Here is a 24,298-nt window from a genome sequence, read left to right as displayed (position 1 = left end):
GTATGAGTCCCCGGTGCCTGCGTGCAATGCGCAGGCATCGCACTCGGGTTTGAAATCTCGCGCCGGCGCTTCAGTCCGCCGGTTGCATGTCCCCTAGCCTGCGCAGCGCGGCGGGGATGCGGATCTGAATCCGCCCTGCAGGCCGTGCTCGGGCGCATGGCAAATCCACGCCGCGTTATCGGCGGTGCCGGTATCGTTACATCTTTCTCGCTCGCGCTTGCCTGGCTTATTCGATGAAGCAAATGCCCCTGGCTGACGAAGCCTCCCGCCAACAGGTCCTGGACGGCTATCGCATCGTCGACAGCCTGCCCGAGGACACCTACCAGGACGTGGTGCAGGTGGCGGCCTCGCTGTGCAACACGCCGATCGCACTGATGTCGCTGGTCGATCGCGACCGCCAATGGTTCAAGGCCCAGCTCGGCCTGGGCATGCAGCAGACCGACCGCAGCCAGGCCGTGTGCGATCACGCCATCCGCAGCCCCGAGCAATTGATGGAAGTGCGCGACCTCACCCAGGACAGCCGTTTTGCCGATGTCTCTGTGGTCACCGGCGAGACCGGCGCGCGCTTCTATGCCGGCATGCCGCTGGTTACCTCCGACGGTGTGGCATTGGGCACCGTCTGTGTGCTCGACACCGAGCCGCGCACGCTCACCGACATTCAACGCACCGGGCTGCAGGCATTGGCACGCGTCACCATGCGCCTGCTGGACGAGCGCAAGCGCGAGTTGCAGCTTGAGCGCGAGGCGATCCTGCAGCCGGTGGCACCGGTTGCCGCTCCGGCCGCCGCCGACACCGGCTATTACCTGGTGATCCTGGAAGTGCAGGAACTGGCCGCGCTGGCTGAAAAACAGAGCGAGCGGCTCCTGGGTCGCGCCTTGCAACAACTCGACCAGGCCCTGGCCGCGCAGGCGCAAGCCAACGGCGACAGCGTGGACCGCGTGACCGACAGCGCCGAATTCATCGCGGTACTGCGCGATCCCAATGCCGAACAGAAGCTGCAGCGCCTGCGCGACATTGCCCAGCAGCAGCATGCGCACGGGCTGACGGTGCTGATCGGCCAGGCACAGGCAACCCGTGGCGACGAGCCGATCGGGCAGGTATTCCTGCGCGCGGAAGTCGCGCTGAGTGTCGAGAAAGACCGTTACCGCCAGAGTCTGGCGCAGGACGGGCCCAGCGCCTGATGTAGCGCGGGGCGACAGTCCGGCTGCCGGCTGGATGGGCCGTTTCATAGACGTGCCCTCACAACTCCCGCTGCGCGCCTCCAACCGCGCCTGCGTCGCGGGCGCTCCAAGGCGCACGCGCGCTTGCCGCGAAAGCCGTACCTTCTCGCCCCGGCGGGGGGGGGGGTTCTATTCCCGATATCTGACGAAGACTGCCTTACTTCTTCAACCAATCAGTTGCCAACGCCAGGTTTGGCTGCAGGGCCCTTGCCCGCCCACCATCGCAGGACACGCCGCAAGTACGTCCGTGTAGGCTCTTACGCGGCATCCATGCCGCGTAAGGTCCCGCGACGGTGAGCAGGCAAGGACCTGTCGGGATGGTCGGTGTGCACGGTAAGAGCAGTGCCTGATCCGCGTTGTTCGGATCGTCGTGTGGCCAAAAATCTTCCCATCGCAAGCCGAGCAACAATCACCTGACCACCGACCAACTTTCTAATGCGGTGTCCTTGCCGGTTGCGGGACCCTTGGCGGCATGCATGCCGCCAAGGAGCCTCCATGGGCGGATTCACTGCGGGTCCAGCGAGCGGTGAGGGCACCGTGCATTCGGCTCACTCGCCATTACGCGTCAACGCTGCGAATGTGGCCGATACGTTGCCGCCATCGGTAAAGCCTTAGAGAGGTTTGCTCGCTACTCCCGGTCAGCTGCACCCAACCGCATTCACTGCCCCACTCATCCGATCGCACACTGCTTCAACTGGCGGTCGGCGTACCACAGCGCGCGGCGGGCCAGATCGTAGGCGCTGTCGGCCTGGCGCGGCAGCATTTGTGCGGCCATCACCGGATCGGCGCCGTTGTTCAAGGCGTGCTCGGCACGCTCCAGATCACCCAGGTGCGTGCGTACCGGCGACAACAGGGATTTGCGTTTGGACGCATCGCAACGCGCGCTGCGCTGCTCCAGCGCGGCCAGCGCCTCGCGGATGCGGCGGCTGGCTTCGCCCTTGAGATCGGGCGGTGTCTCGTGCGCGATCGGCGCGGCCTTGTAGGCATCGCCGGTCGCCTCGCTGCCCATCTCGGCCTGATTGCCCGCCAGGGCGGGGTTGAAGCGCACATCCGGCGGTGGTCGCGCCTTGGCCACCTGCGTCTGCGGCCCGTTGAGCATGTCGTTGAATTTCTTCATGCCGCGATTCATTTCCTGCATCGCCACATCGCCCAGCGTGCCGTCGCTCTTCCAGTCCTTGGCAAAGCGCGTGTCCTGGTACTGCACCGGATTGACCCGTTCCATCACGTTGCGCGCCTTGGCCTGCGCGCGTTCGTCGGCCATGCCCGGCGGCACCGCGGCGCCGGCCTGCGCCATCGGGTCGACCTGCGCATCGCGCGGCATGCGCAAGCGTCCTTCGCGGGTGTAGAGCTGGGCCGCCATCGATTCGCCAGCGGGCGCGTTGGCGGCGGCCACCTGCCGCTGCGGCGGTGGGGTACGTGTCGGCGGTGGCGCACTGCGCGCGGATGAGGCCGCGGCCGGCGCAGCGCGCGGTATGGGGTCGCGTTGCTGCGGCGGTGTCACCGGCGCCGGCAGCGTCAACTCCGGGCGCGGCACGAAATACACCTGCAAACTGTCGTCGTGTCGCACCATGTCGCGTGGTGGCGGCATATACAGCAACAGACAGGCAAGAAAGAACAGGATGGCGCCCGTGCATGCGACAGCGGCGACATGCGGGACAAGCGTTTCCTTCCTGCGGGTAATCACAATGCGGGAGACCGATGAGATGAGAGATGCGCACGCCGCACCGTGAACCCGGTGCAGGACGCGCAAATCTAGCGGGCGTGGCGTTTGCGCGCGTTTGAAATTCGTTGTCTGGGCCGCAGGCGCCAGCCGCCATTCACATTAGCGAGCGTGGCGGTCGACTCTCCCTGCTTGCCGACGGGCACTGCCCTGCCCCGGCGGTATGGATCCTGCAGGCTGTGCGGCGGTCGTTCGCCCTACATCCGGTCGATGCCGACTGGCCAGGGTGAGGGCCGCACATGCTCAGCCATCCTCCGGGAGGTACAGCCGCTGGCAGACCTCGCAGAAAAACGCCCGCCGCCCGGCCTTGCCCAGGTGCTTTCGATACTGCAGCGGCGCGCCGTCGCGCGGGCAGCTGGTTTTGGTATGCACCTGGTAATGCTTCTTCAGCACGAAGGCCTTTTTCCAGGTGTAGAAGTCGAAGCTGTAATCGCGCGCCTGGGTGACCAGCTCGCCGAGCTTGCGCGCCGGCAATGCGCCCACCGTGCTTTCAGGATGCACACGGATGCGATGCAGCACTTCGTTCTTGATGATGTTGCCGACGCCGGCAAAGATGGTCTGGTCCAGCAATGCATCGGCGGCAAGCATGGAGGGTGCGGCGCGCAACTTGCGCCGTGCCTGCGCGCCATCCCAGAGCGGGTTCATGACATCCGCCGTCCAGTCGTAGACCTCATCCAGCGGGCGCTCGATGAACTGCACCGAGCAGGCGTAAAAATTCAACCGCTGGCCTTTGGAAAACTCCAGGCGCAGACGCGGCACCGCATTCGGCTTGTCTTCGTCGATGCGATAACTGCCGAACAACAGAAAGTGGATGCGCACGCTGAACTGCGCGCACTCGATCAGGAAGTGCTTGCCCCAGCTGCGTAACGCCAGCACCTTTTGCTGCTCCAGCCGCGCGATGTCCTGCTTGCTGTTGCCGGACACGCGCAGGATCTTGCGGCCGACAAATGCTTCGGTCTGTTCGCGCAGGATGACAAGGGAAGGACCTTCTGGCATGCGCCCAGTATCGAAGTCGTCGGTGAGTCGGCCGTGAGCGCAGTGCACACGCAACGCTGACATGCGCGCATGCATAGAGTGCTGCCCACCCGTCTTGCGTACACCTCATGCAGGCTCGTTCATCCATCGCCGTGCCGCGCGTGCGCTGTGGCTGCGCAGGCTGGTCGATCCCGGCCGCCGACCGCGCCGCATTCGGCGATGGTGCCAGCGTCTTGCAACGCTATGCCACACGTTTTAATGCAGTGGAGATCAACTCCTCGTTTCATCGTCCGCACCGTGCCAGTACCTACGCACGCTGGGCCGACAGCGTGCCGGAGAATTTCCGCTTTTCGGTCAAGCTGCCGCGCAGCATCAGCCACGATGCACGCCTGCAGGGTGTGGGTCCGTTGCTGGATGCCTTCCTCGCCCAGGCCGGTGCGCTGGGCAAGCGACTGGGCTGCCTGCTGCTGCAACTGCCGCCCAGCGCTGTGTTCGATGCGCCGGTGGCGGCCAGGTTTTTCGCCATGCTGCGGCGGCGCTGGGACGGCGGCGTGGTCTGCGAACCGCGTCATGCCAGCTGGTTTCTCCCGCAGGCACAGGCGCTGCTGGCGCGCCACCGCATCGCACGCTGCGCCGTCGATCCGGCGCCGGTGCCGGACGCCGCCACACCGGGTGCGACAGCCGGCCCGCAGTACTGGCGCTGGCATGGCGCACCGCGCATCTACTACAGCAGCTACGACGCCAGTGCGCTGCAGACACTGGCCGACGCGGTGCGCAACGCAGCGCAGGACGCGACGCATCCGCAGGCAGAGCGCTGGGTGATCTTCGACAACACTGCCGCCGGGCTGGCGGTGCCCAACGCGCTGCAGCTGCAGCGTTTGTTGCAGACCGGTCGCCCGCGCCGAGGCTGACGCATAAGGACAGCAAGCCGCCTGACTTTGTTCGGCGTGCCACCGGTGCGTCCACGCCGCTGCAATCGGTCAGGCGAGCAAGGCCGAGCTGTCGCCGGCCAGTCCCCACGCGCGCCGGCTGCCGTGCACTGGCAGTGCCGCCCGCCCGCCGCGCGCTGTGGCGCGCATCTTGCAGCGATGTCGGCAATCCGACGCGGTCCGCACGCGGCTCAAGCTGCCTCAATCCGGGCCGATAGGCCTGAATCGGCAACGCAACCCGCGCAACCACCTGCAGCACCGCGTCGGATCACCTTGCTGAATCCAGTCGTCTCCGTGCGAAGCCTGTCGGCCTGCCGACACCGTCGTCCGGCCCCGCCCGCCACTTCGGTCGTTTACCATGCCGCACGTCACTGCCCGTTCTGGAGATGCCATGAGTTCTGCCGCGCCCCCGTGCTGCACGTCGCTGCTTGGCCTGTCGCTGAGCATGTTCGTGGCGCCCTGCACGCTGACCGCCGCGCCCATGGACACTCCGGTCGTCAACGCACCGGCGGCCACACCGCCCACGCCCGACCTGGCCTACCCGGAGCTGTTCCAGGCGGTGCAGAGCGGCGAGCTGTTCGACGACCAGAAGCACTTCGTCGACTTCCTGCCGCTGCGCGACCCGGCGCTGATCAACGCCGACTATCTGGCGCAGCACGATCACCCCGGCTTTGACCTGCGCAAGTTCGTGGACGCCAATTTCGAAGAGTCGCCGCCGGTGCAGACCGACGCGATCCGCCAGGACACCGTGCTGCGCGAACACATCGACGAGCTGTGGCCCAAGCTGGTGCGCAGCCAGACCCACGTGCCGCCTTACAGCAGCCTGCTGGCGCTGCCGCATCCGTACGTGGTGCCGGGCGGACGCTTCCGCGAGGTGTATTACTGGGATTCCTACTTCACCATGCTGGGCCTGGTGAAGAGCGGCGAGACCACGCTCAGCCGCCAGATGCTGGACAACTTCGCCTACCTGATCGACACCTACGGGCATATCCCCAACGGCAACCGCAGCTACTACCTGAGCCGCTCGCAGCCGCCGTTCTTCTCCTACATGGTGGAACTGCAGGCTGGCGTGGAAGGCGAAGCGGTCTACCAGCGCTATCTGCCGCAGCTGCAGAAGGAATACGCCTACTGGATGCAGGGCAGCGAAGACCTGCAGCCCGGCCAGGCCGCGCGCCATGTGGTGCGTCTGGCCGACGGCAGCCTGCTCAACCGCTACTGGGACGAGCGCGATACCCCGCGCCCGGAAGCCTGGCTGCACGACACCCGCACCGCCGCCGAGGCCGGCGACCGCCCGGCCGCCGAGGTCTACCGCGACCTGCGCGCCGGTGCCGAGAGCGGCTGGGACTACACCAGCCGCTGGCTGGCCGATGGGCAGAACCTGCGCACCATCCGCACCACCGCCATCGTGCCGATCGACCTGAACAGCCTGCTGTATCACCTGGAGCGCACCCTGGCCCAGGCCTGCGCGCAGCCGGGCGCCGAATGCACGCAGGACTATGCGGCGCTGGCACTGCGCCGGAAGCAGGCCATCGATGCGCACCTGTGGAACGCGGCCGGTTACTACGCCGACTACGACTGGCAGACCCGCAAGCTCAGCGACCAGGTCACCGCCGCGGCGCTGTATCCGCTGTTCACCGGCCTGGCGACCGACGCGCATGCCAAACGCACCGCCAGCACCGTGCGCGCGCGCCTGCTGCGCCCCGGTGGCCTGGCCACCACCGCAGTGAAGACCGGCCAGCAATGGGACGAGCCCAATGGCTGGGCACCGCTGCAATGGGTGGCGGTGGACGGCCTGCGCCGTTACGGCGAAGACGCGCTGGCGCGCACCATCGGCGAGCGCTTCCTCACCCAGGTGCAGGCGCTGTTCGCGCGCGAGCACAAGCTGGTCGAAAAATACGGCCTGGAAGCCGATGCCGCCGGCGGTGGCGGTGGCGAATACGCGCTGCAGGACGGCTTCGGCTGGACCAACGGCGTCACCTTGATGCTGTTGAACCTGTATCCGGACACCGCGAGCAAGCCGGCGCCGGCCAAACGCGTGCGCAAGCCCGAAGCCACCACGCGCTAAGTGTGCGACGGCGGCTGCCGGGCACTGCTCGGCAGCGGCTGGCGGTCTAGCGGTTCTGGCAGTCGGCAACGCTGGCGGATCGCTGCATCAGGCATCGCCTGATCGCTGCGCCATTACATAGCGCAACTGCGTGTTCGATTGATTGCTGCTACTGCACCACCGGCCATGCGCTGCCGTCATAACCCAGCCGGTTGATGCCCAGGCGCGCGTCGCCGCGGTCGTCGTAGTAGTGGTAGACCAGGATGTCGCCGTCGCCATCGCGGAACACCGATTGCCCGCCTGGCCCATGCATGCTGCCCAACCCGGACTGGATCACCGTGCCGCCACCGTTGCGCATGTCCACCCCGGCGCGATCCAGGTACGGCCCGGTCACCGAGCGCGCACGTCCCACCGCAATCTTGTAGGTGCTGCTGGCGCCCTTGCAGCACGCATCGAACGACACGAACAGGTAGTACCAGCCATTGGCCTGCTGGATGAAAGGCGCCTCCACCGCGCCCGGGGACGGCCGGCTCGCCAGGCTGTAGCGCGTCGTGTTGCCGGACAGCTGCTTGCCGGTGCCGGGATCGAGCTGGATCAGCTTGATCCCCGACCAGAACGAGCCAAACGCCAACCACCATTTGCCATTGCCATCCACCACCAGATTGCCGTCGATGGCGTTGTAGTCGTCGCTGCTCTTGGAGGTGTAGACGATACCTTGATCCTTCCACGAGCCAGGCTTGCCGGTGCTGCTGCTGGCAAGCGCAATCGCCGAGGTGTTGGTGGCGAACTTGGAGGCGGTGTAATACATCAGATACTTGCCACCGTGGAAGGACACATCCGGCGCCCATAGCTGGTTGTCCGGGTTGTAGCTGCGCACCCAGCTCGGCATGCTGCTGAAGATCGCGCCCGCATTGCTGAACTTGGTGCGGTCGGTACTGGTGACCACGCCGGTGGTGGCATAGATGTAGTAACGCCCATCGCTCAGCTTGAGCATCGACGGATCGTGCACGATGGTGTCGCCGCTCACCACACCCGGCCCCACTGCCGCTTGCGCGGGTGCGCTATACAAGCCAGTGGCAGCAGCGGCCAGCGTCAACAACGACGCGATCGCGCCACCACGCAGCGACATTCCAGACCAGCCCCCTTCTACTCGATTGCCACCAACAACGTGCATCGCCCCACTCCTTGAACAACGTAAAGACGTTTTCTGTAGGAGCAATCTAGCCCGGCAGCAATGCCGCGAATTCGACGCCGATCTCAGAAGCACGGTGCAGGCCGAGCGGTTGTTTTATTTGCGACGTGCCTTCGTGCCGAACTGTGTAACGCAGCTGGGATTGCATACGTCGGAACGTGGCGCGCACAGAGTCACTGCACCAGTGGCGTATCGGCGTCATCTCTTCATCGCAGTGCAGTGCGTCGATGCCAACCCGCATCCATGACGCTGCAAAAAGCTGCAGCACCACTTCGCCACCACGCATAGATCCTGATGGAGGGTCGCCTGGTTGTAGCTGTCATGGCGCGCGACGCGCTGACTGAGCGCCATGTGCGCCGCAACATCGACGCGCACACCAGTACGCTTCGAAGATACAAGCCTGCCGCGTATCATGCGCACTCTTTCACCCTCCAGGACGGACCCATGGCCGTACGCACGCTCAACGAATTTCTCGCCCATTCCAAGGAAAAGGACGTCAGCCCCGATCCGTTCGAACTGGAAAACCCGCACCTGCTGGAAGTGCGCCTCGACGGCATGGTGTGGTCCAAGGCCGGCGCCATGGTCGCGCGCACCGGCAACGTCAAGTTCACCCGCGAGGGGCTGCTAGAGCAGGGGCTGGGCAACCTGCTGAAGAAGGCGGTCAGCGGCGAAGGCATGCAGCTGATGAAGGCCGAAGGCCAGGGCCGGGTGTATCTGGCCGACCTCGGCAAGCTGGTGACCTTGCTGCGTTTGAATGGCGAGGCGATCTTCGTCAACGGCAACGACGTGCTGGCCTTCGAATCCGGCGTCGAGCACAAGATCACGATGATGCGCAAGGTAGCCGGCATGCTGTCCGGCGGCCTGTTCAACGTGCGCCTGAGCGGCCACGGCATCGTGGCGATCACCTCGCACTACGAGCCGCTGACCCTGCCGGTCACCGCCGCCAGCGGCCCGGTGTTCACCGACCCCAATGCCACCGTGGCCTGGTCGGGCACGCTGTCCCCCGAGTTGGTCACTGACGTGTCGATCGGCACGCTGTTCGGCCGTGGCTCGGGCGAAAGCCTGCAGATGCGCTTTGCCGGCGAAGGCTGGGTGGTGGTGCAGCCGTACGAAGAAGCCAGCTTCCAGGCCAAGGGCTGATCCGGGCCCCCGGCAGCAATCAACAATGCGCATCGCCTGGTTGCGCGCTACGCAGCGGGGCAGTTTTCCAGTCACGGCGCAGTGCGCAGTGACAGCTGCGCATCCCAGCCCACCCCTGTAAGAGCGCCCCTGGGCGCGAGGGCCTTCCCGGTAACGCCGCATCGCGCCCTGGTGCGCTCCTACGGGTTTCCTGCAGTCTGCCGCGCGCTGCGCAGCTACCGGGCTGCCCTAGCTTGGCATTACGTAGTCACGCCACCGTAGGCAACAGATGATTGCGCTGACGGCACCCTGTAGGAGCGCACCTGGGCGCGAGGGCCTTCCCGGTAACGCCGCATCGCGCCCTGGTGCGCTCCTACGGGTTTCCTGCAGTCTGCCGCGCGCTGCACAGCTACCGCACTGCCATAGCTTGGCATTGCGTAGTCACGCAACCGTAGGCAACGGATGATTGCGTTGACGGCACCCCCGTAGGAGCGCCCCTGGGCGCGAGGGCCTTCCCGGCAACGCCGCGTCGTCCCGGTAACGCCGCATCGCGCCCTGGTGCGCTCCTACGGGTTTCCTGCAGTCTGCCGCGCGCTGCACAGCTACCGGGCTGCCCTAGCTTGGCATTGCGTAGTCACGCAACTGTGGGCAACAGATGATTGCGCTGACGGCACCCTGTAGGAGCGCCCCTGGGCGCGAGGGCCTTCCCTGTAACGCCATATCGCGCCCAGGTGCGCTCCTACGGTTTCCGGCTCTGATGTATTACACCCAGCCGCGCTTGCGGAACCAGGCCAGCGGCACCAGCATGCTCAGCACGATCACGCCCAGCGCCCAGTAATACGCGTCGTGCCACTTGAGCTCGGGCATGTAGGCGAAGTTCATGCCCCAGATGCCGACCAGCACGGTGGGCGGAATGCCGACCACCGAGGCCACCGCCATCACCTTCATCACGTTGTTCTGGTCCATGTTGATCATGCCCAGCACGCTGTCGAGCAGGAACTCGATGCGGTCGTCCATGTGCTGCTGGAACTCGCTCAAGGTGGTCAGGTCCTTGTGCAGCAAGCCGATGCGTTTGGCCGCATCGGCACCAAACCAGTCCGGCGCGGCGCCATCCAGATAGGTGACCAGGCGCAGCAGGCCTTGCCCGGCATTGTGCAGCCCACCCAGACGCCGGCCCATGCCCCCGACCTGATGCAGCATGCGCTCCAGGCCCTTGGTTTTGTGCGGGTTGTCGAACACCTGCCGGGTGGTGTCGGTGACCTCGGCTTCCAGCGATTCGAGCCGGTCTGCCAGGCGCCCCACCAACTGGTCGAAGATGCGCAGCAGCAGATCGTCGGCGCTATGGCAGGGCTCATGCGCAAGACGCGCGGCCACCGCATCCAGCGAGCCCATGTGCTGCTCGCGCAGGGTCACCAGCATGGTCGGCGACAACGCAAAGCCCAGCGGCGCAGTCGGGCCATCGTCGTCCTGAAAGCGCGGCACGTTGAGAAACAGCACCTCGCCCTGGCGCCGCACCCGGCTGGAGAATTCGATCTCGCCGATGGCCGCGCGATCCGGCAGCGCAAAGCCCACCTTGTCTGCGGCCTGCGCCAGTTCCTGCGCGCTGGCCTGGCACAGGTCGACCCAGCAACCTTGCGTGTGCTGCGTTCCGGCAATCGGGTGCGTCGTGATCATGCGATGGGCCGTGGCGATGGATGGCGGCGAGCATCCCGTTCCGTCCGATCCGCGTCAACGTCGCGCGCAAAACGCGCTTAGCTGCCAGTGGCCTTTATCGCAGCGCCGTGCAGCCACAAACGCCAAGGCCCCGCGGTGCGGGGCCTTGATGAGGTCTTCGGTGGATGTCTTGGCTGGTACGCGCGCTCAGCCGCTGCGCGTCTGCTGCCGCTTCACCGCATAGCCGATCGCCAGGATCAGGAACCACACCGGGCTGGCCAGCAAGGCCTGGCGCGTGTCGGCCTGCAAGGTCAGCAGCACGATGACGAAGGCGAAGAATGCCAGGCACACGTAGCACATCAACACGCCACCGGGCATCTTGAACGCCGATGCCGCGTGCTGCTCGGGCCGCTTGCGCCGGTACGCGATGTAGGCGCACAGGATCAGCGACCACACGAACATGAAGAGCACCGCCGACAAGGTGGTCACCAGCGTGAACGCAGTGACCAGGTTGGGGATCAGGTACACCAGCATCGCGCCCAGCAACAGGCACAGGCAGGAGAACAGCAGGCCACGTGCCGGCACCGCTGCACGCGAGAGCTTGGCAAAGCCCTTGGGCGCATGCTGCTCCTCGGCCAGGCCGTAGAGCATGCGGCTGGTGGAGAAGATGCCGCTGTTGGCCGACGAGGTGGCCGAGGTCAGCACCACGAAGTTGATCAGGCTCGCGGCCGCCGGCACGCCGGCCAGCACGAACAGCTCCACGAACGGGCTTTTGTCGGCCACCACCTGCCGCCAAGGCGTCACCGCCATGATCGCGATCAGCGCCAGCACATAGAAAATCAAAATGCGCACCGGGATCGAGTTGATCGCCTTGGGCAGGTTGCGGCGTGGATCGGCAGTTTCTGCGGCGGTGGTGCCGACCAGCTCGATGCCCACGAAGGCGAACACCGCGATCTGGAACCCGGCAAAGAAGCCGCCAATGCCCATCGGGAACATGCCGCCGTCGTTCCACAGGTTCGACAACGAGGCCACATTGCCCGACGGCGAGCGGAAGCCCCAGGCCACCAGCCCGGCGCCGGTGAGGATCAAGGCGCAGATGGCGATGATCTTGATCAGCGCGAACCAGAACTCCATCTCGCCGAACAACCTGACCGTCACCAGGTTCAGGCTCAGCAGCAACAGCACGCACAGGATGGCCGGGATCCACGGCGCCAAGCCGGGAAACCAGAACTGCGCATAGGCGGCAATCGCGATGACGTCGGCGATGGCGGTGATGATCCAGCAGAACCAGTACGTCCACCCGCAGAAGAACCCGGCCCACGGCCCGAGCAGGTCGGTGGAGAAGTCGATGAAGGACTTGTACTCCAGGTTGGACAGCAGCAGCTCACCCATCGCGCGCATCACGAAGAACAGCATCGCGCCGATGATCAGATAGACGAACAGGATCGACGGGCCAGCCAGGCTGATCGTCTTGCCCGAGCCCATGAACAGCCCGGTGCCGATCGCGCCACCGATGGCGATCAGCTGCAGGTGGCGATTGGAGAGACTGCGTTGCAGATGATCGGGCGCGGACGGATCAGACATGGGGCACGGCACCGGCAAGTGAACAAGCCGTCAAAAATACGAGATCGCGGCAGCGCGCACCAGCGGTTTGCGCTGCGGCGCCGGGTAGGCCGCAGCGTGCGCCGGCGAAGGGTGATTGGCTTGCCCCATCGTGGTGCGCTGCATATCCGTGCGTCTGCCGCTGCGTTCATCGGGAACCGTAGCCGCCGGGGATGCGCGCAACGCATCGCCGGAGCAGTCATCGCCCTGCCTGGCACTGGTGCGTTGCAACGCTGTCTACTCGCACAGCGCACGCACATGTAATGCCAGCGCACGAGCACAGCCTTTCGACCACGTCCGCGCCATGCCTGCCGTTACGTCGTACACCAGCGCAACGCAGCATGGTCGCCGCTGGCCGGCGATGCATCAGCACACACCGCCGACAACGGCGGCGCGTCATCCCGCACAAACCGCGATCCCCATTCCAGTGCGGCCGCTTGCCTGCCGCAGCTCCCACACTCCTGCCCGCTTCCTTGACCCGGCGCACGGACCGCAGATGACGATCGCTGGTCTCCTGCGCGGGCCATCCCTCAGGACACTCCCATGCGCTCTCATGCTCATCTGCTGCTTGGCCTGGCCTTGCTGACCCCCGTGACCGTACTGGCCGTGCAGGTCGACACACGCGGACACCTCACCGATGCGCGCGGCCAGGCGCTGCAGGTACGCGGCGTGACCTGGCCCGGCTTCGATCGCGCAGCGCTTGTGGCCACCGGACTGCGCAGCAATACGCTGCAGCAACTGCTGGATCAGATGCAGGCATCGGACATCAATACCGTGCGCGTGCCGATCTGCGCAGCGACCCTGCAAGCCAGACCGGTGGCCGCCGCCGAGGTGGCCGGCGACCCCGCGCTGGCTGGCCTCACTTCCCTGCAACTGCTGGACGCCGTGGTGCGCGCCAGCACCCAACGCGGCATGCAGGTGCTGCTCGCCTTCGCCGATGGCGCTTGCGATGACGCGGCGCCACAGCTGGGCACGCAGCACGACGCCTGGATGGATGGCCTGGGCCTGCTTGCGCGCCGCTACGGCAACACCGCTGGCATGCTCGGGATCGACCTGGGCAGCAGCGGCTACCGCAACGCCAACTGGGCGGGCAATGCGGCAGACGCCGACTGGAGCCGCATCGCCGCGCGAGCAGCGGCCGCAGTGCTGAAGCAGGCGCCGGCCTGGGTGATCGGCGTGGAAGGCGTGGGCAACGACGCGCTCTGCAGCGATTCCGCACGCAAGGCCGCCGGCAGCAATCTGCAGCCGCTCGCCTGCGTGCCGCTGCGCATTCCGCCCGCACATCTGCTGCTGATGCCGAAGCTGGCCGGGCCGGATCGCGACGCGGCGGACGCGTTTGCAGCGGCCGACTTTCCGCGCAGCCTGCCGGCGAGCTGGCAGCGCGATTTCGGACAATTCTCGGCCGATCACGCGGTGCTGCCGGTCAGCCTGGGCGGCGGCCTGGGCGATGGCGATCCACGCGACCGGGCATGGCAACACGCACTGAGCGGGTATCTGAGCAACACCGGCATGCACAGTGCCGTGCTCGGCAGCTGGGAGGTGGGCAATGCCAACAACGGTGGCCTGCTCGCCAGTGATGGCAGCCCGCGCGCCGACAAGCTGCAGGTCCTGCAGCAGGCCTGGGGGCTGACGAGCGCCAGCGCCGCCATGCCGTCGGCAAAAACCGCCGCTGCCGCGGATGCCAGCAAGGCCACCGGCTGGAACAGTACCTTCACCGGCACCGCGACCTACACCAGCTCCGGCTATTCCGGCGGTGCGGTCTTGCTGGATCCGATTCCGAGCAATGCCTTCATCACCGCGCTCAACCCCACCCAGATGAACTTCGGCGGGGTCAGGGCCGCATTGGCTGGCGCCTACCTGGAAGTGACCGGGTCCAAGGGCAAGACCGTGGTCTACGTCACCGACCTGTATCCGGAGGGCGCATCGGGCGGCGTGGATCTATCGCCCAACGCGTTCGCTGCGATCGGCGACACCGTGCAGGGGCGCATCCCGATCAGCTGGAAGATCGTGCGCGCACCCACCACCGGCAACGTGCAATACCGCATCAAGGAAGGCAGCTCGCGCTGGTGGGCGGCGATCCAGGTGCGCAATCACGCCTACCCGGTGGTCAAGTTTGAGGTGAAACAAGGCAGCAGCTGGAAGAGCCTGCAAAAGATGGATTACAACCACTTCCTTGGCGAGCAGCTCGGCAACCAGCCCTTGTCCATTCGCATCACCGATATCCGTGGCAAGGCCATCCTGGACACGATTCCTGCGCTGCCGGAAGACGGCAACAAGCCGGTGTACTTCGAACCCGGGCATGTGCAGTTCCCTTGACGAGGGCATCGCGCCCTCGACCATCCGGCCTGGGAACCTCCAGACGGTGCTGAAAGAATCTTAATGCCGGCCGCGCATACCCGGTGGCTAATCCAATTGCCCGGTTAGCCGCGTTTACCCACCCGCATCAACCACCCGCGAGCCCGCCGCCTACGCGGCCGGGCAGTGCCTGATCGTCATCTTCTTCCAGATCGCCCACCTCCTCGCGCAAACCGCCTTGCTGCGGGGTCTGTTCTTCCAGCGGGATTTCGTCTTCATTGGTATCCGGATCGGGCGTGCCGTGTGCCGACAGCCCGGCAATGGCGGTGGTCATCGGACGCGCAGTGCGTGGATTGAGCTGCATGGGGTGACTCCGATCGGTTCGAATGAAGCATCGACAGTGCGCATCGCCGCGCTACCGCACCGTGATCCCGGGCAGGATCGTGCTGACATGCCGTTGACGTCGGCCGCACCACATCGGCCACGACTATCATGGCCGCATCTTTTCGAGGCCACGCCATGCGCCATCGCATTTGCCTTGCGTTCCTGCTCAGCTGCGGCCTTGCGCACGCAGCCGCGCCCGAGCCTGCCTCACGCCTGGATGCGGTGCTGCAATCCGGCGTGCTGCGGGTCTGCACCACCGGCGACTATCGCCCCTATTCGCTGCTGCGTGCCGACGGGCAGTTCGAGGGCAGTGATATCGCCCTGGCGCAGTCGCTGGCCGGCAGCCTGGACGCGCGCTTGGCGTTCGTCCGCACCAGCTGGCCGCAACTGATGCCCGACCTGCTCGCCGATCGCTGCGATATCGCAGTCGGCGGCATTTCGGTCACCTTGCAACGGCAACGCCAGGCCAATTTCAGTGCGGTGCTGGATGTGGACGGCAAGATTCCGCTGGTGCGCTGCGCCGACCAGGCGCGTTACCGCAGCCTCGCGCAACTCAATCGCCCCGAGGTGCGCGTGATCGAACCGCCCGGCGGCACCAACGAGGCCTTCGCGCGCCAACAATTGCCGCGCGCGCACCTGCGCCTGTTCGCCGACAACACCACCATCTTCCAGGAGCTGCTGCAGCAGCGCGCGGACGTGATGATCACCGACGCCTCCGAAGCGCTCCACCAGCAGGCACGCCTGCCCGGCCTGTGCGCAATCGCACCGGAGCAGCCGCTGCAATACGGTGAAAAAGCCTTCCTGCTACCGCGCAACGACCAGCCCTGGAAAGCGTACGTCGACCAGTGGCTGCACCTGAGCAAGGCCAGCGGCGAATATGCGCGCATCGTTGAAACCTGGCGCGCACCGCGCAAGGAATCCACTGTGCCATAGCGGGAATCGGGAATCGGGAATCGTAATAGCATCCAGCGCAGCGCAGCAGTTCGAAGCAGCGCCGTTCCGATTCCCCATTCCCGACTCCCCATTCCCGCGGCGCACAGCGCCGCCCTCAAACAATCTTGGTCCGCCGCCACCACCGCGACACCTGCTCCTCGCGGATCAGCGTGAACAGGCCCGCGCCCAGAATCAGTGCGATGCCGACCGCCATCGGCCAGTCCAGGTGGTCATGGAACAGCAGGTAGCCGAAGGCGATCGCCCACAGCATCTGGCTGTATTGCGTTGGCGCAACCACGCTCACCGGCGCCATGCGCGTGGCGTACATCAAACAGATCGCCGCCAGGCCGGCAAGCAGGCCGTAGCCGGCCAACAGCCCCCACTGATACAGCGTGGGCCAGACAAAGGTCGGCAACATCATGATCCCGCCCATCACCAACGGGCCGATCACCCCGGCGCCGTACAAGGTCAGGCGTTTTTCGCTATGCCCGGCCATGCGCAGCGTGATGACCGAAATCGCACCGACCAGGCCGCATACGATCGCGGCAACATGCCCGTGGGTGAGATGGCGAAAGCCCGGGCGCAGCACGATTAACACGCCGATGAAGCCGACGATCACCGCCGACCAGCGCCGCCAGTGCACCTCTTCCTTGAGAAACACCACCGACAGCACGGTGACGAAGATCGGCATCAGGAAGATCAGCGCAAACGCCTCGGCCATCGGCAAGGTGGTGAACGCAATCACCGAGGTCAGGTTGCCGATGGCACCGGTGAGCGCACGCAACAGCCACAGGCTGGGTTGCTTGGCCATTACCAGTTCGCGCAGCCGGTCGTCCGGCTTCTTCAAAAATGGCACGGCCACCAGCATCAGCAGTGCACCGAGAAACAGCACTTCATAGACCGGCAGCGTGCCTTCCAGCAGCTTCACGAACGCATCGCTGATCGAATAGGCCGCATAACAGGCAAACCCCAACAACACACCCTTCAGCATTGCCGATCCTCCTCGGTTGGCGCCAATCGGACAACATGTCGATGGGGGCAGTGCGCAGTATGCGGTGCGGCGTGCGTCAGAGGAATCGGCGCATGCATCCGGGTACGACGCTGCTGCATCGCCACCAGCACGCCGTTGCAGACGACCCGGCGGCTCGTGTCGCTGCAGATAAGCGCCGCTGCGCGGCTGCGCCATCGTGCCGGCGGTGCGCTGGATGCGCATGCGTGATGGGGTCGGTTACGATGCCAGCCTATCCCTCGCACCCGCAACGCGCGTGACGCGTGCCCACCCAGACCAGCGACTCGTGCCCCACTACTCCGGCCCACTACTCATTTCCTCCGATGCCCAGGCGCTGCTTGCCGCGCGCGGCAGTGGTCTGACCCAATGGACCGGCTCGCTGGACCTGGGCCGCAGTACCGGCACCGCGCAGCTGGATGCGCAGACCTGGCAGTGGCGCGGCAGGGGCTACCCGTATCCGGGCAAGTTCAAGGAGCGCACGCTGTACTTCTGGGACGGTGATGATTTCGCCCCGATCTCGCGTTTCAGCGGTGCGCTGATCAAGCTCGTTCCCACCGAATGGGGTGCGCCCACCTTCGAGATCGATGGCATCAAGATGCTGCCGTCGGCGCAGCTGTCGCCGTTCGACGATGCGCGCCGCAAGGTGGCGCTGGTCGACCCGCGCGGCAAGATCGTGCTGGATACCTGCGGGGGGCTGGGCTACTTTGCTGCCTGCTGCCTGGAGGCCGGGGTGGCGCAGCTGCACTCGTTCGAAAAGAATGCCGACGTGCTGTGGTTGCGCACGCTCAATCCCTGGTCGCCGGACCCGGACGATGCCGCCTACGGCGGACGCCTGCAGCTGACCCACGCCGATATCTCGCAGCACATCACCACGCTGGCAGACGATTCGGTCGATGCCATCCTGCACGACCCGCCGCGCTTCGGCATTGCCGGCGAGCTGTATTCGCAGCTGTTCTACGACCAGCTGGCGCGGGTGTTGCGTCGTGGCGGGCGCCTGTTCCATTACACCGGCGCGCCCAACCGGCTCACCAGCGGGCGCGATGTGCCCAACGAAGTGAGCAAACGCCTGAGCAAGGCCGGCTTCAGCACGCAACTGGCGCTGGATGGTGTGCTGGCAACGCTGCCGGCGCGGCGCTGATTGCAGGATTTTTGCGGCAACTGAAAACACGCGGATCGGTCGCGGCCAGCTGCAGGTCGGCGCTGCACGCGAAGCCGCAATGCAGCAGACAGATGCCGACCCGGGCGCTGGCCGCCTCCGTCTGACTGGAGTGCAGCCGGTTTGCCAGCCACGCCTGACCAGCAAACGGATCTGCGATACTGCAGCGCCCACGACAAGGACGTTGCATGCGCATCCGCTTTCCGACCTGGTTGCTCGCCGCGCTGTTGGTGATGACCGGCGCACACGCGCAGACCGCGCCGCAGACGTCGTCGCCGCCGCAGCCCATGTCCGAAGTCACCACCCGCCATCCGGTGACCACCGCGGTCCTTGCCGGGCGTACGATTCACCTGGGCGAACACGCCGGCAAGTGCGCAATCCTGCGCGATGACGAAGTGCTCCCGCTGGGCATCGGCGCACCGTGCTACTTCAGCATCAATCGCGAACACGGCGCCCAGGTGCACCACTTCCACGGCAGCGACATCGTGCTGGTGCAACATGCCCACCCCACCTCTGCGCCGGACTGGGATATCAAGCTGTACGGGGCGATCTGCGCGTTCGAAGCGCAGGCCGTGCGCGAAGTCGATGGCGTGCTGGAACCCGGCAGCGTCGCCACTTCCTGGCACTGCGACCCGACCATGGGAGGCGATCAGAAGCAGTTCGTCTACAGCTATGACACCTGGCCCAAGCGCGAGACGCAGCCGCCATCACGCAAGCAAAAGCAAAAGCAGACACAGCCCTGATGGCCGCATGAGGCGCAGGCGTCGATCGGCGCAAACGGTTGCCACGGCCTTGTGACCCGACGGCTGAGTACCAAACAGCGGCTTGCCGCACGCCTGCGCAGCCGCGTCGTCGTCGACAGCGCGGCACCGCAGTTGCGCATGCTGTGCAACCACCGCGCAGGTCATCGCCTGCCGCGTCGGTACGTGGTCCAGGCAACGTAGGTGAACCAGGCGATGAGCGCCAACGGCACACTGGTCAGCAACGCATCCCAGCAGACGGCGATCCAGAACCGCTGCGGGTCTGCATCCGCGTAGAAGATCCTGGTCGGCCGGCCGCGGATGACGCTGATATAGCGCCCCGTGACGATCGCCTCCAGCACCAGCCACAGCCGCATGCAACAGGCGATCGCCACCACAACGGCTCCCCCGCCGATGATCCATTCGTGGATCCGGGACGCTGCGGGAGCTGGCGCAGGTGGCGGTGATTTGGGCCGCTTCTTTTTCACGCAGGCATCGGTTCGATGGTGGCGGCGCAGTGTACGCGCAGCGCAACCGGCCGAGGCCATCCATCGCACGCATGCAGCACCTGGTGGTCGCGCAACGAGCGCATGACACTCACCTGCCGGCTGAGCGCGGCCGCTATACTGATGGCGCAGCGCACTCGCTCAGAGTGAATGGAATGCTCCACGCTGCATTCGTCTCAGGGAAGATGGCCAGCAACAATGCAACATGGATTGTCCGGGCGCTTCCTTGGGGTTTTTGCCGTCTTCGCCATGCAGTGGCAACAACGGCCTCGTACCAAGGATCTTTCGCTTTGAAGACGTTCACCACCTTCCTGCTTGTCTCTTTCAGTCTGCTGCTGGCTTCCTGCGGTGGCGGTACCACCACCGGCGCCTCAAAGCTCTCCTCCAGCGACTACCTGCTGCACAACATCTCGGTCTGGAATGGCGCGGTCACCATCATCGACCCGTGGGTGTCGGGCGATCGCGGGCAGAGCCTGGTGGCCGATGCCGTCGCGCACAAGCCGCTGGACAGCTACAAGACCGCACTGGGCAGCCAGCGCAAGGCACTGGCCGCCAACGCGCAGGCCAATACCGCCGTGGCCTCGGGCGTGCCCGACAACGCCAAGGACCTGGACGGCAAGCTGTCGGCCTACCTCAAGAGTGCCGACGCGATGATGGCCGCGCTCGAACGCGTGGCCGCCCTGCCCAACGGCTACGGCAACGCCGAGCTGGCGCCGTTGGCCAAGGATCTGGAAACCGTGTCCGCCCAGCTCAACACCGATATGGAAGCGCTGAATACCGCGCAGCGCGCGTACTCCAAGCAGCACAAGATTGCGATGCAGGAAGTCAGCCAGTAAGCAGCGCAGCCGCGATCAACCCTGCAGGCCGACATGGTCTGCAGGGGCGATCGCAACACGCCGCTCAGTTGCTCAGACCGAACATCAACGAGCGATGCGTTGCCACGCCGGCCATTGCGCCGCTGGCAACCGCAAAGGCGATCGATGCCGCCGGGTTGGCCACATCACCGCAGGCAGCGATGCCCGGCACCGAGGTGGCCTGCATGGCATCCACCGCGATATGACGGCCCAGCGGCCCATCGCTGGTGCTGCAGCCCAGCGGTGCGACCAAGGCACTGAGCTCTGTCTGGGTGGTGATGAACAGGCCATCCAGCGCGCAGACCTGCCCATCGCGTAACACCAGCTCCAGCACGTCGCCATCGCCTTGCAGCGCCGCCACTGCGCCGCCCACCACGTGCACGCCACGTGCCTGCAATTGCGCGTGCTGCGCCTCGTCCAGCACCACCGCGTCGTTCAAGAACAGCTGTGTTGTGCCCCAGTCCGGCAGCATGGCCGCCTGATGCATCGCAAAGGCGGAGGTGGCGAGCACGCCGATGCGGCCCTGGCCCAGCTCATAGCCGTGGCAATACGGGCAGGCGAACACCTGCGTGCCCCAGCGCTCTACCAGGCCGGCCAGTGCCGGCAGACGATCGACCACCCCCATCGCCAGGACAAGGCGACGCGCGGTATGCGTGGAGCCATCGGCCAGCGTCACCTCGAAGGCTTCCGCCTCGCCGCGTAGCCGTGTCACCTGGCCGTCGGACCATTGCACGCTCGGATAGGCCAGCAGCTGCGCGCGTCCCGCCTCGGCAATCTGCGCAGGTGATGCACCGTCGCGGCTGAGAAACCCGTGCGAGGTGGTGGCAAAGCGATTGCGGCGCTGGCCGCTATCGATCACCAGGACCGCGCGCCGGGCACGCGCCAGCTGCAGCCCGGCCGACAGTCCGGCATAGCTGCCTCCAATGATGATCACGTCGTGCTGCATGTCCGCTCCCGGTTGAAATCCGCTTTATGTACTTTTCGATGTTACATTAAAAGGCCGGCGATTCAACCGCGCTGTGCTGACGTGGTTACCTGCTCGATGGCTGACGGATTGCGTGTGCGACCCAGCGCTAATGCGCCGACTGCTGTCGCGCTTGCCGTGATCGGCTTCGGTTCGCGTCATCGCCTGAAAGCAATGGACAATGCGGCGTGGCGGTGCTGCGCGGGTGCGAACATACACGCAATGTCGGGAACGACAGCGTCCTGGCAACTGCGCCAGGCTAAGCGCGCCCCGTCTGCGATCGATGCCGACCATCTGCCGCAAAGCGCATGCATACGCGCCGCATGGGACTGCAAGCGCGGGCACACCGCGTGCCTGCCATCCCGGCTGCACGCCATGTACAACGGCGTATGCAACAGCTGGTGTGCGTCAGCGCCTGCGTTTGCCTGTCGGCAGACCGGCAGGCAGCGAGGCTGCCGTGCACAGCGCATCGAACTCGTCCGCCAGCGTTGCCAGCGTCACCGTGCCCAGGCGCTGCAGCAACACGGTTTGTGCCTCGGCCAGCGCGTCGGCGATGGCTGCGTTGACCACACGCTCCACGCCACATTGCGGGTTGGGGTGATCGGCGCCGATCGCAAACAGATGCGGGCCGCCCACTGCACGGTGCACGTCCAGCAATGTCACCTGGGTCAGGTCGCATGCGATATGCCAGCCACCCTTGTGGCCCTTGCTCGACTGCACGTAGCCGGCAGCACGCAAGCCGGCCATGGTCCGACGCACCACCACCGCATTGGTCGACAGCATGCCGGCGATCTGCTCGGAGGTCATCGGCTGCTGGCTTCTGGCCATGTGCAACAGCACATGCAGCATGCGGGAAAGGCGGCTATCGGTTCGCACGCGGTCTCGGTTCGCTCAATCGACGGAAGGCAACGTGGCGGCGCCACCGCACGATTGTGCCGCAGCCCCGCGCAGATGTCGCAGCCGGCGCCGCGCAGCCGCGCATGCGGCAGTCAAACCACCGCCCATTGATCGCGCCCGGCGGTCTTGGCGGCGTACAGCGCAAGATCGGCCTGCCCCAGCAGCACATCCAGGCCGCTCCCCGCAGTGACGCTCACTGCGCCCATGCAGAAGCGCACCGGCTGGTCGGCGGGCAGGCCGGCGATCTCGATCGCGGCCACCGCGTTGCGCAGCCGTGCGAACACCGCCGGAATCTCCTCTGCACTGCAGCCCGGCAGCACCAGCAGGAACTCTTCGCCACCCAGCCGGCCCAGCCGATCCTGCGTGCGCAGCGCCAGCCTGGAGGCGCTGGCAAGCGCCTTGAGCACGGCATCGCCGGCGGCGTGGCCATGCATGTCGTTGATCAGCTTGAAGTGGTCCAGATCGATCAATGCCAGCATGCACGGGACCTGCGAGCGCACCGATTGCTCGACCTGCTGCTGCGCCTCGGCACGAATGGCGCGGCGATTGGGCAGGCCGGTGAGTTCGTCGCGCATCGCCAGCCGCGAGAGTTGTCGCCGGTGGCGCGCACCGAAGGCCAGCACCACCAGCGCGCCCAGCAATAGCAGGCATGCCGCGCATAACGCAATCCACAAGGCGCGTTGACCGGCTTCGCGGGCCTGCAATGCCAGTTGCGCGGTCTCGCTGCGGCGGCGCAGCTCGGCGGTTTCCGCGCCGCGGCGCGCATCTTCATAACGCGCCTGCAGGCGCAGCATCACGGTGTCGCGCTGGCGATCCAGGCTCTGCGCGCGCAGCGTGTTGGCGCGCTGCAGTTCCTGGTAGGCCTCAGCATGCCGCCCCTCCGCTGCCAGTGCCTGGGCGATGGCATCGAGCAGTCGCGCGCGCCGCACCAACGGCAGATTGGGGTCGTCCGCTGCCCTGGCCGCGATGATCTCCATGCCGAGGCTGCCGGCCTTGAGCGCGGTCAATGCCCGCAACAACACCGCATGGCAGGCGGCCACGCGGCCGACATTGCCCTGGCGTTGCATCAACGGCAGCGCCTCGCGCGCCATTGCCAGTGCCGCGGTGGCATCGCCGGCGTCGATCAGCACCTCGCTGGCGCTGGTCAATGCCGCGGCCACGCCAGCCTGATCGCCCAGCTCGCGGCTGAGCGCCAGCGCGCGCCTGAAATGCAGCAGCGACGCGTCCGGCTGCTGCGCTGCCAGCGAGGTGCCGTATTCGTATTCGATCAGGCTGCGCTGGAAGCGTGCCGGCTGGCCGCGCAGGCGCGCCAGGGCGCGCTGCAGATAGTCCTCGGCATCGTTGTCTTCCGCCGAACGGCCGCCCACGCGGCTGGCCAGCGAGCCGAGCTGGGTCAAGGCATCCAGCTCCAGGCTCAAGCTGTGCTCGCGCACCGCGCACTGGTAGCTGGCCTGCGCCGCGTTCCAGGCCTCGTCGCTGCTGCCGGAGGCGAGCATGCTCCACATGTCGACCGCTTCGATCTCGCACAGCAGATCGTTGCGCCCCAGCGCGCGCGCCTGCTGACGCAGCGCTTCCAGCCGCGCCAGCATGCCGCGGTTGGGGCTCTCGCGCACATCGCTGAGCGCCTGCACGATCGCCAGCCACAGCTGCGCCTGCGCCGCGTTGCCGCGCACCCGTTCCAGCAGCGCATGCGCCTGGGCCAGTGCTGTCTGGCGGCGCTCGGTCTCTTCCAGCGAAATCAGCACCCGCGCCTGCGCCAGCGAGGCCCAGAACTGCGCATCGGCGTCGCCATCGCTGCGGGCACGCTCGAACGCAGCCTGGGCGGCCTGCAAGGCGGCCCTGGGGTCGTCGATCGCGGCGGTCTCGATGCTCTTCCACGGCTGCGGCTGCGCCCACAGCGCCGCGCTGAACAGCATTGCAGCCATCCCCACGACCATGCGCCGCCAGCGTGGCGTCGCACTGCTCATCGACACCTCACGGCGACGATGAGTCACACCGCATGGCTGCCGTGCACAAGACACGCCGCCCGGCCCGCATCGGGTTTGCTGGTTGCTGCGGCACTCGAGCTCTCCCATGGTTGGCTGGCGGTGGAATCGGGGCGATGTC

21 protein-coding genes are annotated in these 24,298 nt (G+C 66.2%); 9 read left to right on the top strand and 12 right to left on the bottom strand.

Annotated features, from left to right (window positions below; genetic code table 11):
* The first annotated feature begins 233 nt into the window (after positions 1-233).
* Complete coding sequence (locus tag ABQY74_RS03570) at positions 234-1,181, top strand: GAF domain-containing protein (RefSeq protein WP_039565727.1); 948 nt, start codon at positions 234-236, stop codon at positions 1,179-1,181.
* Between the two features lie 709 nt (positions 1,182-1,890).
* Here the strand turns inward: ABQY74_RS03570 and ABQY74_RS03565 are convergent.
* Positions 1,891-2,904 carry a hypothetical protein gene (locus tag ABQY74_RS03565; RefSeq protein WP_349793426.1) on the bottom strand — a complete coding sequence of 338 codons (1,014 nt, stop codon included), beginning with the start codon at positions 2,902-2,904 and terminating at the stop codon, positions 1,891-1,893.
* A gap of 279 nt (positions 2,905-3,183) precedes the next feature.
* Positions 3,184-3,936 carry a DNA-formamidopyrimidine glycosylase family protein gene (locus ABQY74_RS03560; RefSeq protein WP_167704810.1) on the bottom strand — a complete coding sequence of 251 codons (753 nt, stop codon included), beginning with the start codon at positions 3,934-3,936 and terminating at the stop codon, positions 3,184-3,186.
* A 107-nt stretch (positions 3,937-4,043) separates the two neighbouring features.
* On the opposite strand from ABQY74_RS03560, the gene ABQY74_RS03555 reads away from it, so the two are divergent.
* Entirely contained in the window at positions 4,044-4,826 is a 783-nt protein-coding gene (locus ABQY74_RS03555; RefSeq protein ID WP_349793424.1) for a DUF72 domain-containing protein, read from the top strand.
* Between the two features lie 409 nt (positions 4,827-5,235).
* Positions 5,236-6,909 (top strand): alpha,alpha-trehalase TreA, encoded by a 1,674-nt coding sequence (gene treA / locus ABQY74_RS03550; RefSeq protein ID WP_349793422.1) that lies wholly within the window; start codon positions 5,236-5,238, stop codon positions 6,907-6,909.
* A 148-nt stretch (positions 6,910-7,057) separates the two neighbouring features.
* Here the strand turns inward: treA and ABQY74_RS03545 are convergent, their stop codons facing one another.
* Together ABQY74_RS03545 and ABQY74_RS03540 are read right to left on the bottom strand one after the other, a co-directional pair.
* On the bottom strand, positions 7,058-8,017 hold the full coding sequence (locus ABQY74_RS03545) for an arabinan endo-1,5-alpha-L-arabinosidase (RefSeq protein WP_349793420.1): 960 nt from the start codon (positions 8,015-8,017) through the stop codon (positions 7,058-7,060).
* A gap of 91 nt (positions 8,018-8,108) precedes the next feature.
* Complete coding sequence (locus tag ABQY74_RS03540; protein ID WP_349793418.1) at positions 8,109-8,366, bottom strand: hypothetical protein; 258 nt, start codon at positions 8,364-8,366, stop codon at positions 8,109-8,111.
* Positions 8,367-8,524: 158 nt separating this feature from the next.
* Between ABQY74_RS03540 and ABQY74_RS03535 the strand changes: the two genes are divergently transcribed.
* Positions 8,525-9,220, top strand: coding sequence for an AIM24 family protein (locus tag ABQY74_RS03535; protein ID WP_039523320.1), 696 nt, complete (start codon positions 8,525-8,527; stop codon positions 9,218-9,220).
* Between the two features lie 741 nt (positions 9,221-9,961).
* Here the strand turns inward: ABQY74_RS03535 and ABQY74_RS03530 are convergent.
* Complete coding sequence (locus ABQY74_RS03530; RefSeq protein ID WP_104575215.1) at positions 9,962-10,873, bottom strand: CorA family divalent cation transporter; 912 nt, start codon at positions 10,871-10,873, stop codon at positions 9,962-9,964.
* 186 nt (positions 10,874-11,059) lie between these two features.
* Positions 11,060-12,436: a D-serine/D-alanine/glycine transporter gene (gene cycA, locus ABQY74_RS03525; RefSeq protein ID WP_039523314.1), complete on the bottom strand. Its 1,377-nt coding sequence runs from the start codon at positions 12,434-12,436 to the stop codon at positions 11,060-11,062.
* 561 nt (positions 12,437-12,997) lie between these two features.
* On the opposite strand from cycA, the gene ABQY74_RS03520 reads away from it, so the two are divergent.
* Positions 12,998-14,770 (top strand): expansin EXLX1 family cellulose-binding protein, encoded by a 1,773-nt coding sequence (locus ABQY74_RS03520; protein WP_349793415.1) that lies wholly within the window; start codon positions 12,998-13,000, stop codon positions 14,768-14,770.
* Between the two features lie 127 nt (positions 14,771-14,897).
* Here the strand turns inward: ABQY74_RS03520 and ABQY74_RS03515 are convergent, their stop codons facing one another.
* Positions 14,898-15,113, bottom strand: coding sequence for a hypothetical protein (locus ABQY74_RS03515; protein WP_024937810.1), 216 nt, complete (start codon positions 15,111-15,113; stop codon positions 14,898-14,900).
* A gap of 155 nt (positions 15,114-15,268) precedes the next feature.
* On the opposite strand from ABQY74_RS03515, the gene ABQY74_RS03510 reads away from it, so the two are divergent.
* Positions 15,269-16,066: a transporter substrate-binding domain-containing protein gene (locus tag ABQY74_RS03510; RefSeq protein ID WP_349793413.1), complete on the top strand. Its 798-nt coding sequence runs from the start codon at positions 15,269-15,271 to the stop codon at positions 16,064-16,066.
* 115 nt (positions 16,067-16,181) lie between these two features.
* Here ABQY74_RS03510 and ABQY74_RS03505 read toward each other — a convergent pair whose 3' ends face one another.
* Positions 16,182-17,057: a DMT family transporter gene (locus tag ABQY74_RS03505; protein WP_016902964.1), complete on the bottom strand. Its 876-nt coding sequence runs from the start codon at positions 17,055-17,057 to the stop codon at positions 16,182-16,184.
* 304 nt (positions 17,058-17,361) lie between these two features.
* On the opposite strand from ABQY74_RS03505, the gene ABQY74_RS03500 reads away from it, so the two are divergent.
* Both ABQY74_RS03500 and ABQY74_RS03495 read left to right on the top strand, forming a co-directional pair.
* Positions 17,362-18,213: an SAM-dependent methyltransferase gene (locus ABQY74_RS03500; RefSeq protein ID WP_039531047.1), complete on the top strand. Its 852-nt coding sequence runs from the start codon at positions 17,362-17,364 to the stop codon at positions 18,211-18,213.
* A 206-nt stretch (positions 18,214-18,419) separates the two neighbouring features.
* Positions 18,420-18,974: a hypothetical protein gene (locus tag ABQY74_RS03495; RefSeq protein ID WP_039531050.1), complete on the top strand. Its 555-nt coding sequence runs from the start codon at positions 18,420-18,422 to the stop codon at positions 18,972-18,974.
* Positions 18,975-19,135: 161 nt separating this feature from the next.
* Here ABQY74_RS03495 and ABQY74_RS03490 read toward each other — a convergent pair whose 3' ends face one another.
* A complete protein-coding gene (locus tag ABQY74_RS03490; protein ID WP_230584020.1) occupies positions 19,136-19,459 on the bottom strand; it encodes a hypothetical protein in 324 nt (107 codons plus the stop codon).
* A 308-nt stretch (positions 19,460-19,767) separates the two neighbouring features.
* Here ABQY74_RS03490 and ABQY74_RS03485 point away from each other — a divergent pair, with 308 nt between their 5' ends.
* Positions 19,768-20,313 carry a hypothetical protein gene (locus tag ABQY74_RS03485; RefSeq protein ID WP_024937815.1) on the top strand — a complete coding sequence of 182 codons (546 nt, stop codon included), beginning with the start codon at positions 19,768-19,770 and terminating at the stop codon, positions 20,311-20,313.
* Between the two features lie 64 nt (positions 20,314-20,377).
* Here ABQY74_RS03485 and ABQY74_RS03480 read toward each other — a convergent pair whose 3' ends face one another.
* The 3 genes from ABQY74_RS03480 to ABQY74_RS03470 all read right to left on the bottom strand — a co-directional run bounded on the left by ABQY74_RS03480 (position 20,378) and on the right by ABQY74_RS03470 (position 24,159).
* Positions 20,378-21,277, bottom strand: coding sequence for an NAD(P)/FAD-dependent oxidoreductase (locus tag ABQY74_RS03480; RefSeq protein WP_349793410.1), 900 nt, complete (start codon positions 21,275-21,277; stop codon positions 20,378-20,380).
* A gap of 426 nt (positions 21,278-21,703) precedes the next feature.
* Positions 21,704-22,144 carry an Rrf2 family transcriptional regulator gene (locus ABQY74_RS03475; RefSeq protein ID WP_349793490.1) on the bottom strand — a complete coding sequence of 147 codons (441 nt, stop codon included), beginning with the start codon at positions 22,142-22,144 and terminating at the stop codon, positions 21,704-21,706.
* 140 nt (positions 22,145-22,284) lie between these two features.
* The gene (locus tag ABQY74_RS03470) at positions 22,285-24,159 is read right to left on the bottom strand and encodes a diguanylate cyclase (RefSeq protein ID WP_024937818.1); all 1,875 of its coding nucleotides are present in this window, start codon (positions 24,157-24,159) and stop codon (positions 22,285-22,287) included.
* Positions 24,160-24,298: the final 139 nt, after the last annotated feature.

Origin of the sequence: Xanthomonas sp. WHRI 7064 (genome assembly GCF_040202355.2) — a bacterium.
Taxonomy (GTDB): domain Bacteria; phylum Pseudomonadota; class Gammaproteobacteria; order Xanthomonadales; family Xanthomonadaceae; genus Xanthomonas; species Xanthomonas arboricola.
This window is presented reverse-complemented; position numbering and strand designations above follow the sequence as displayed.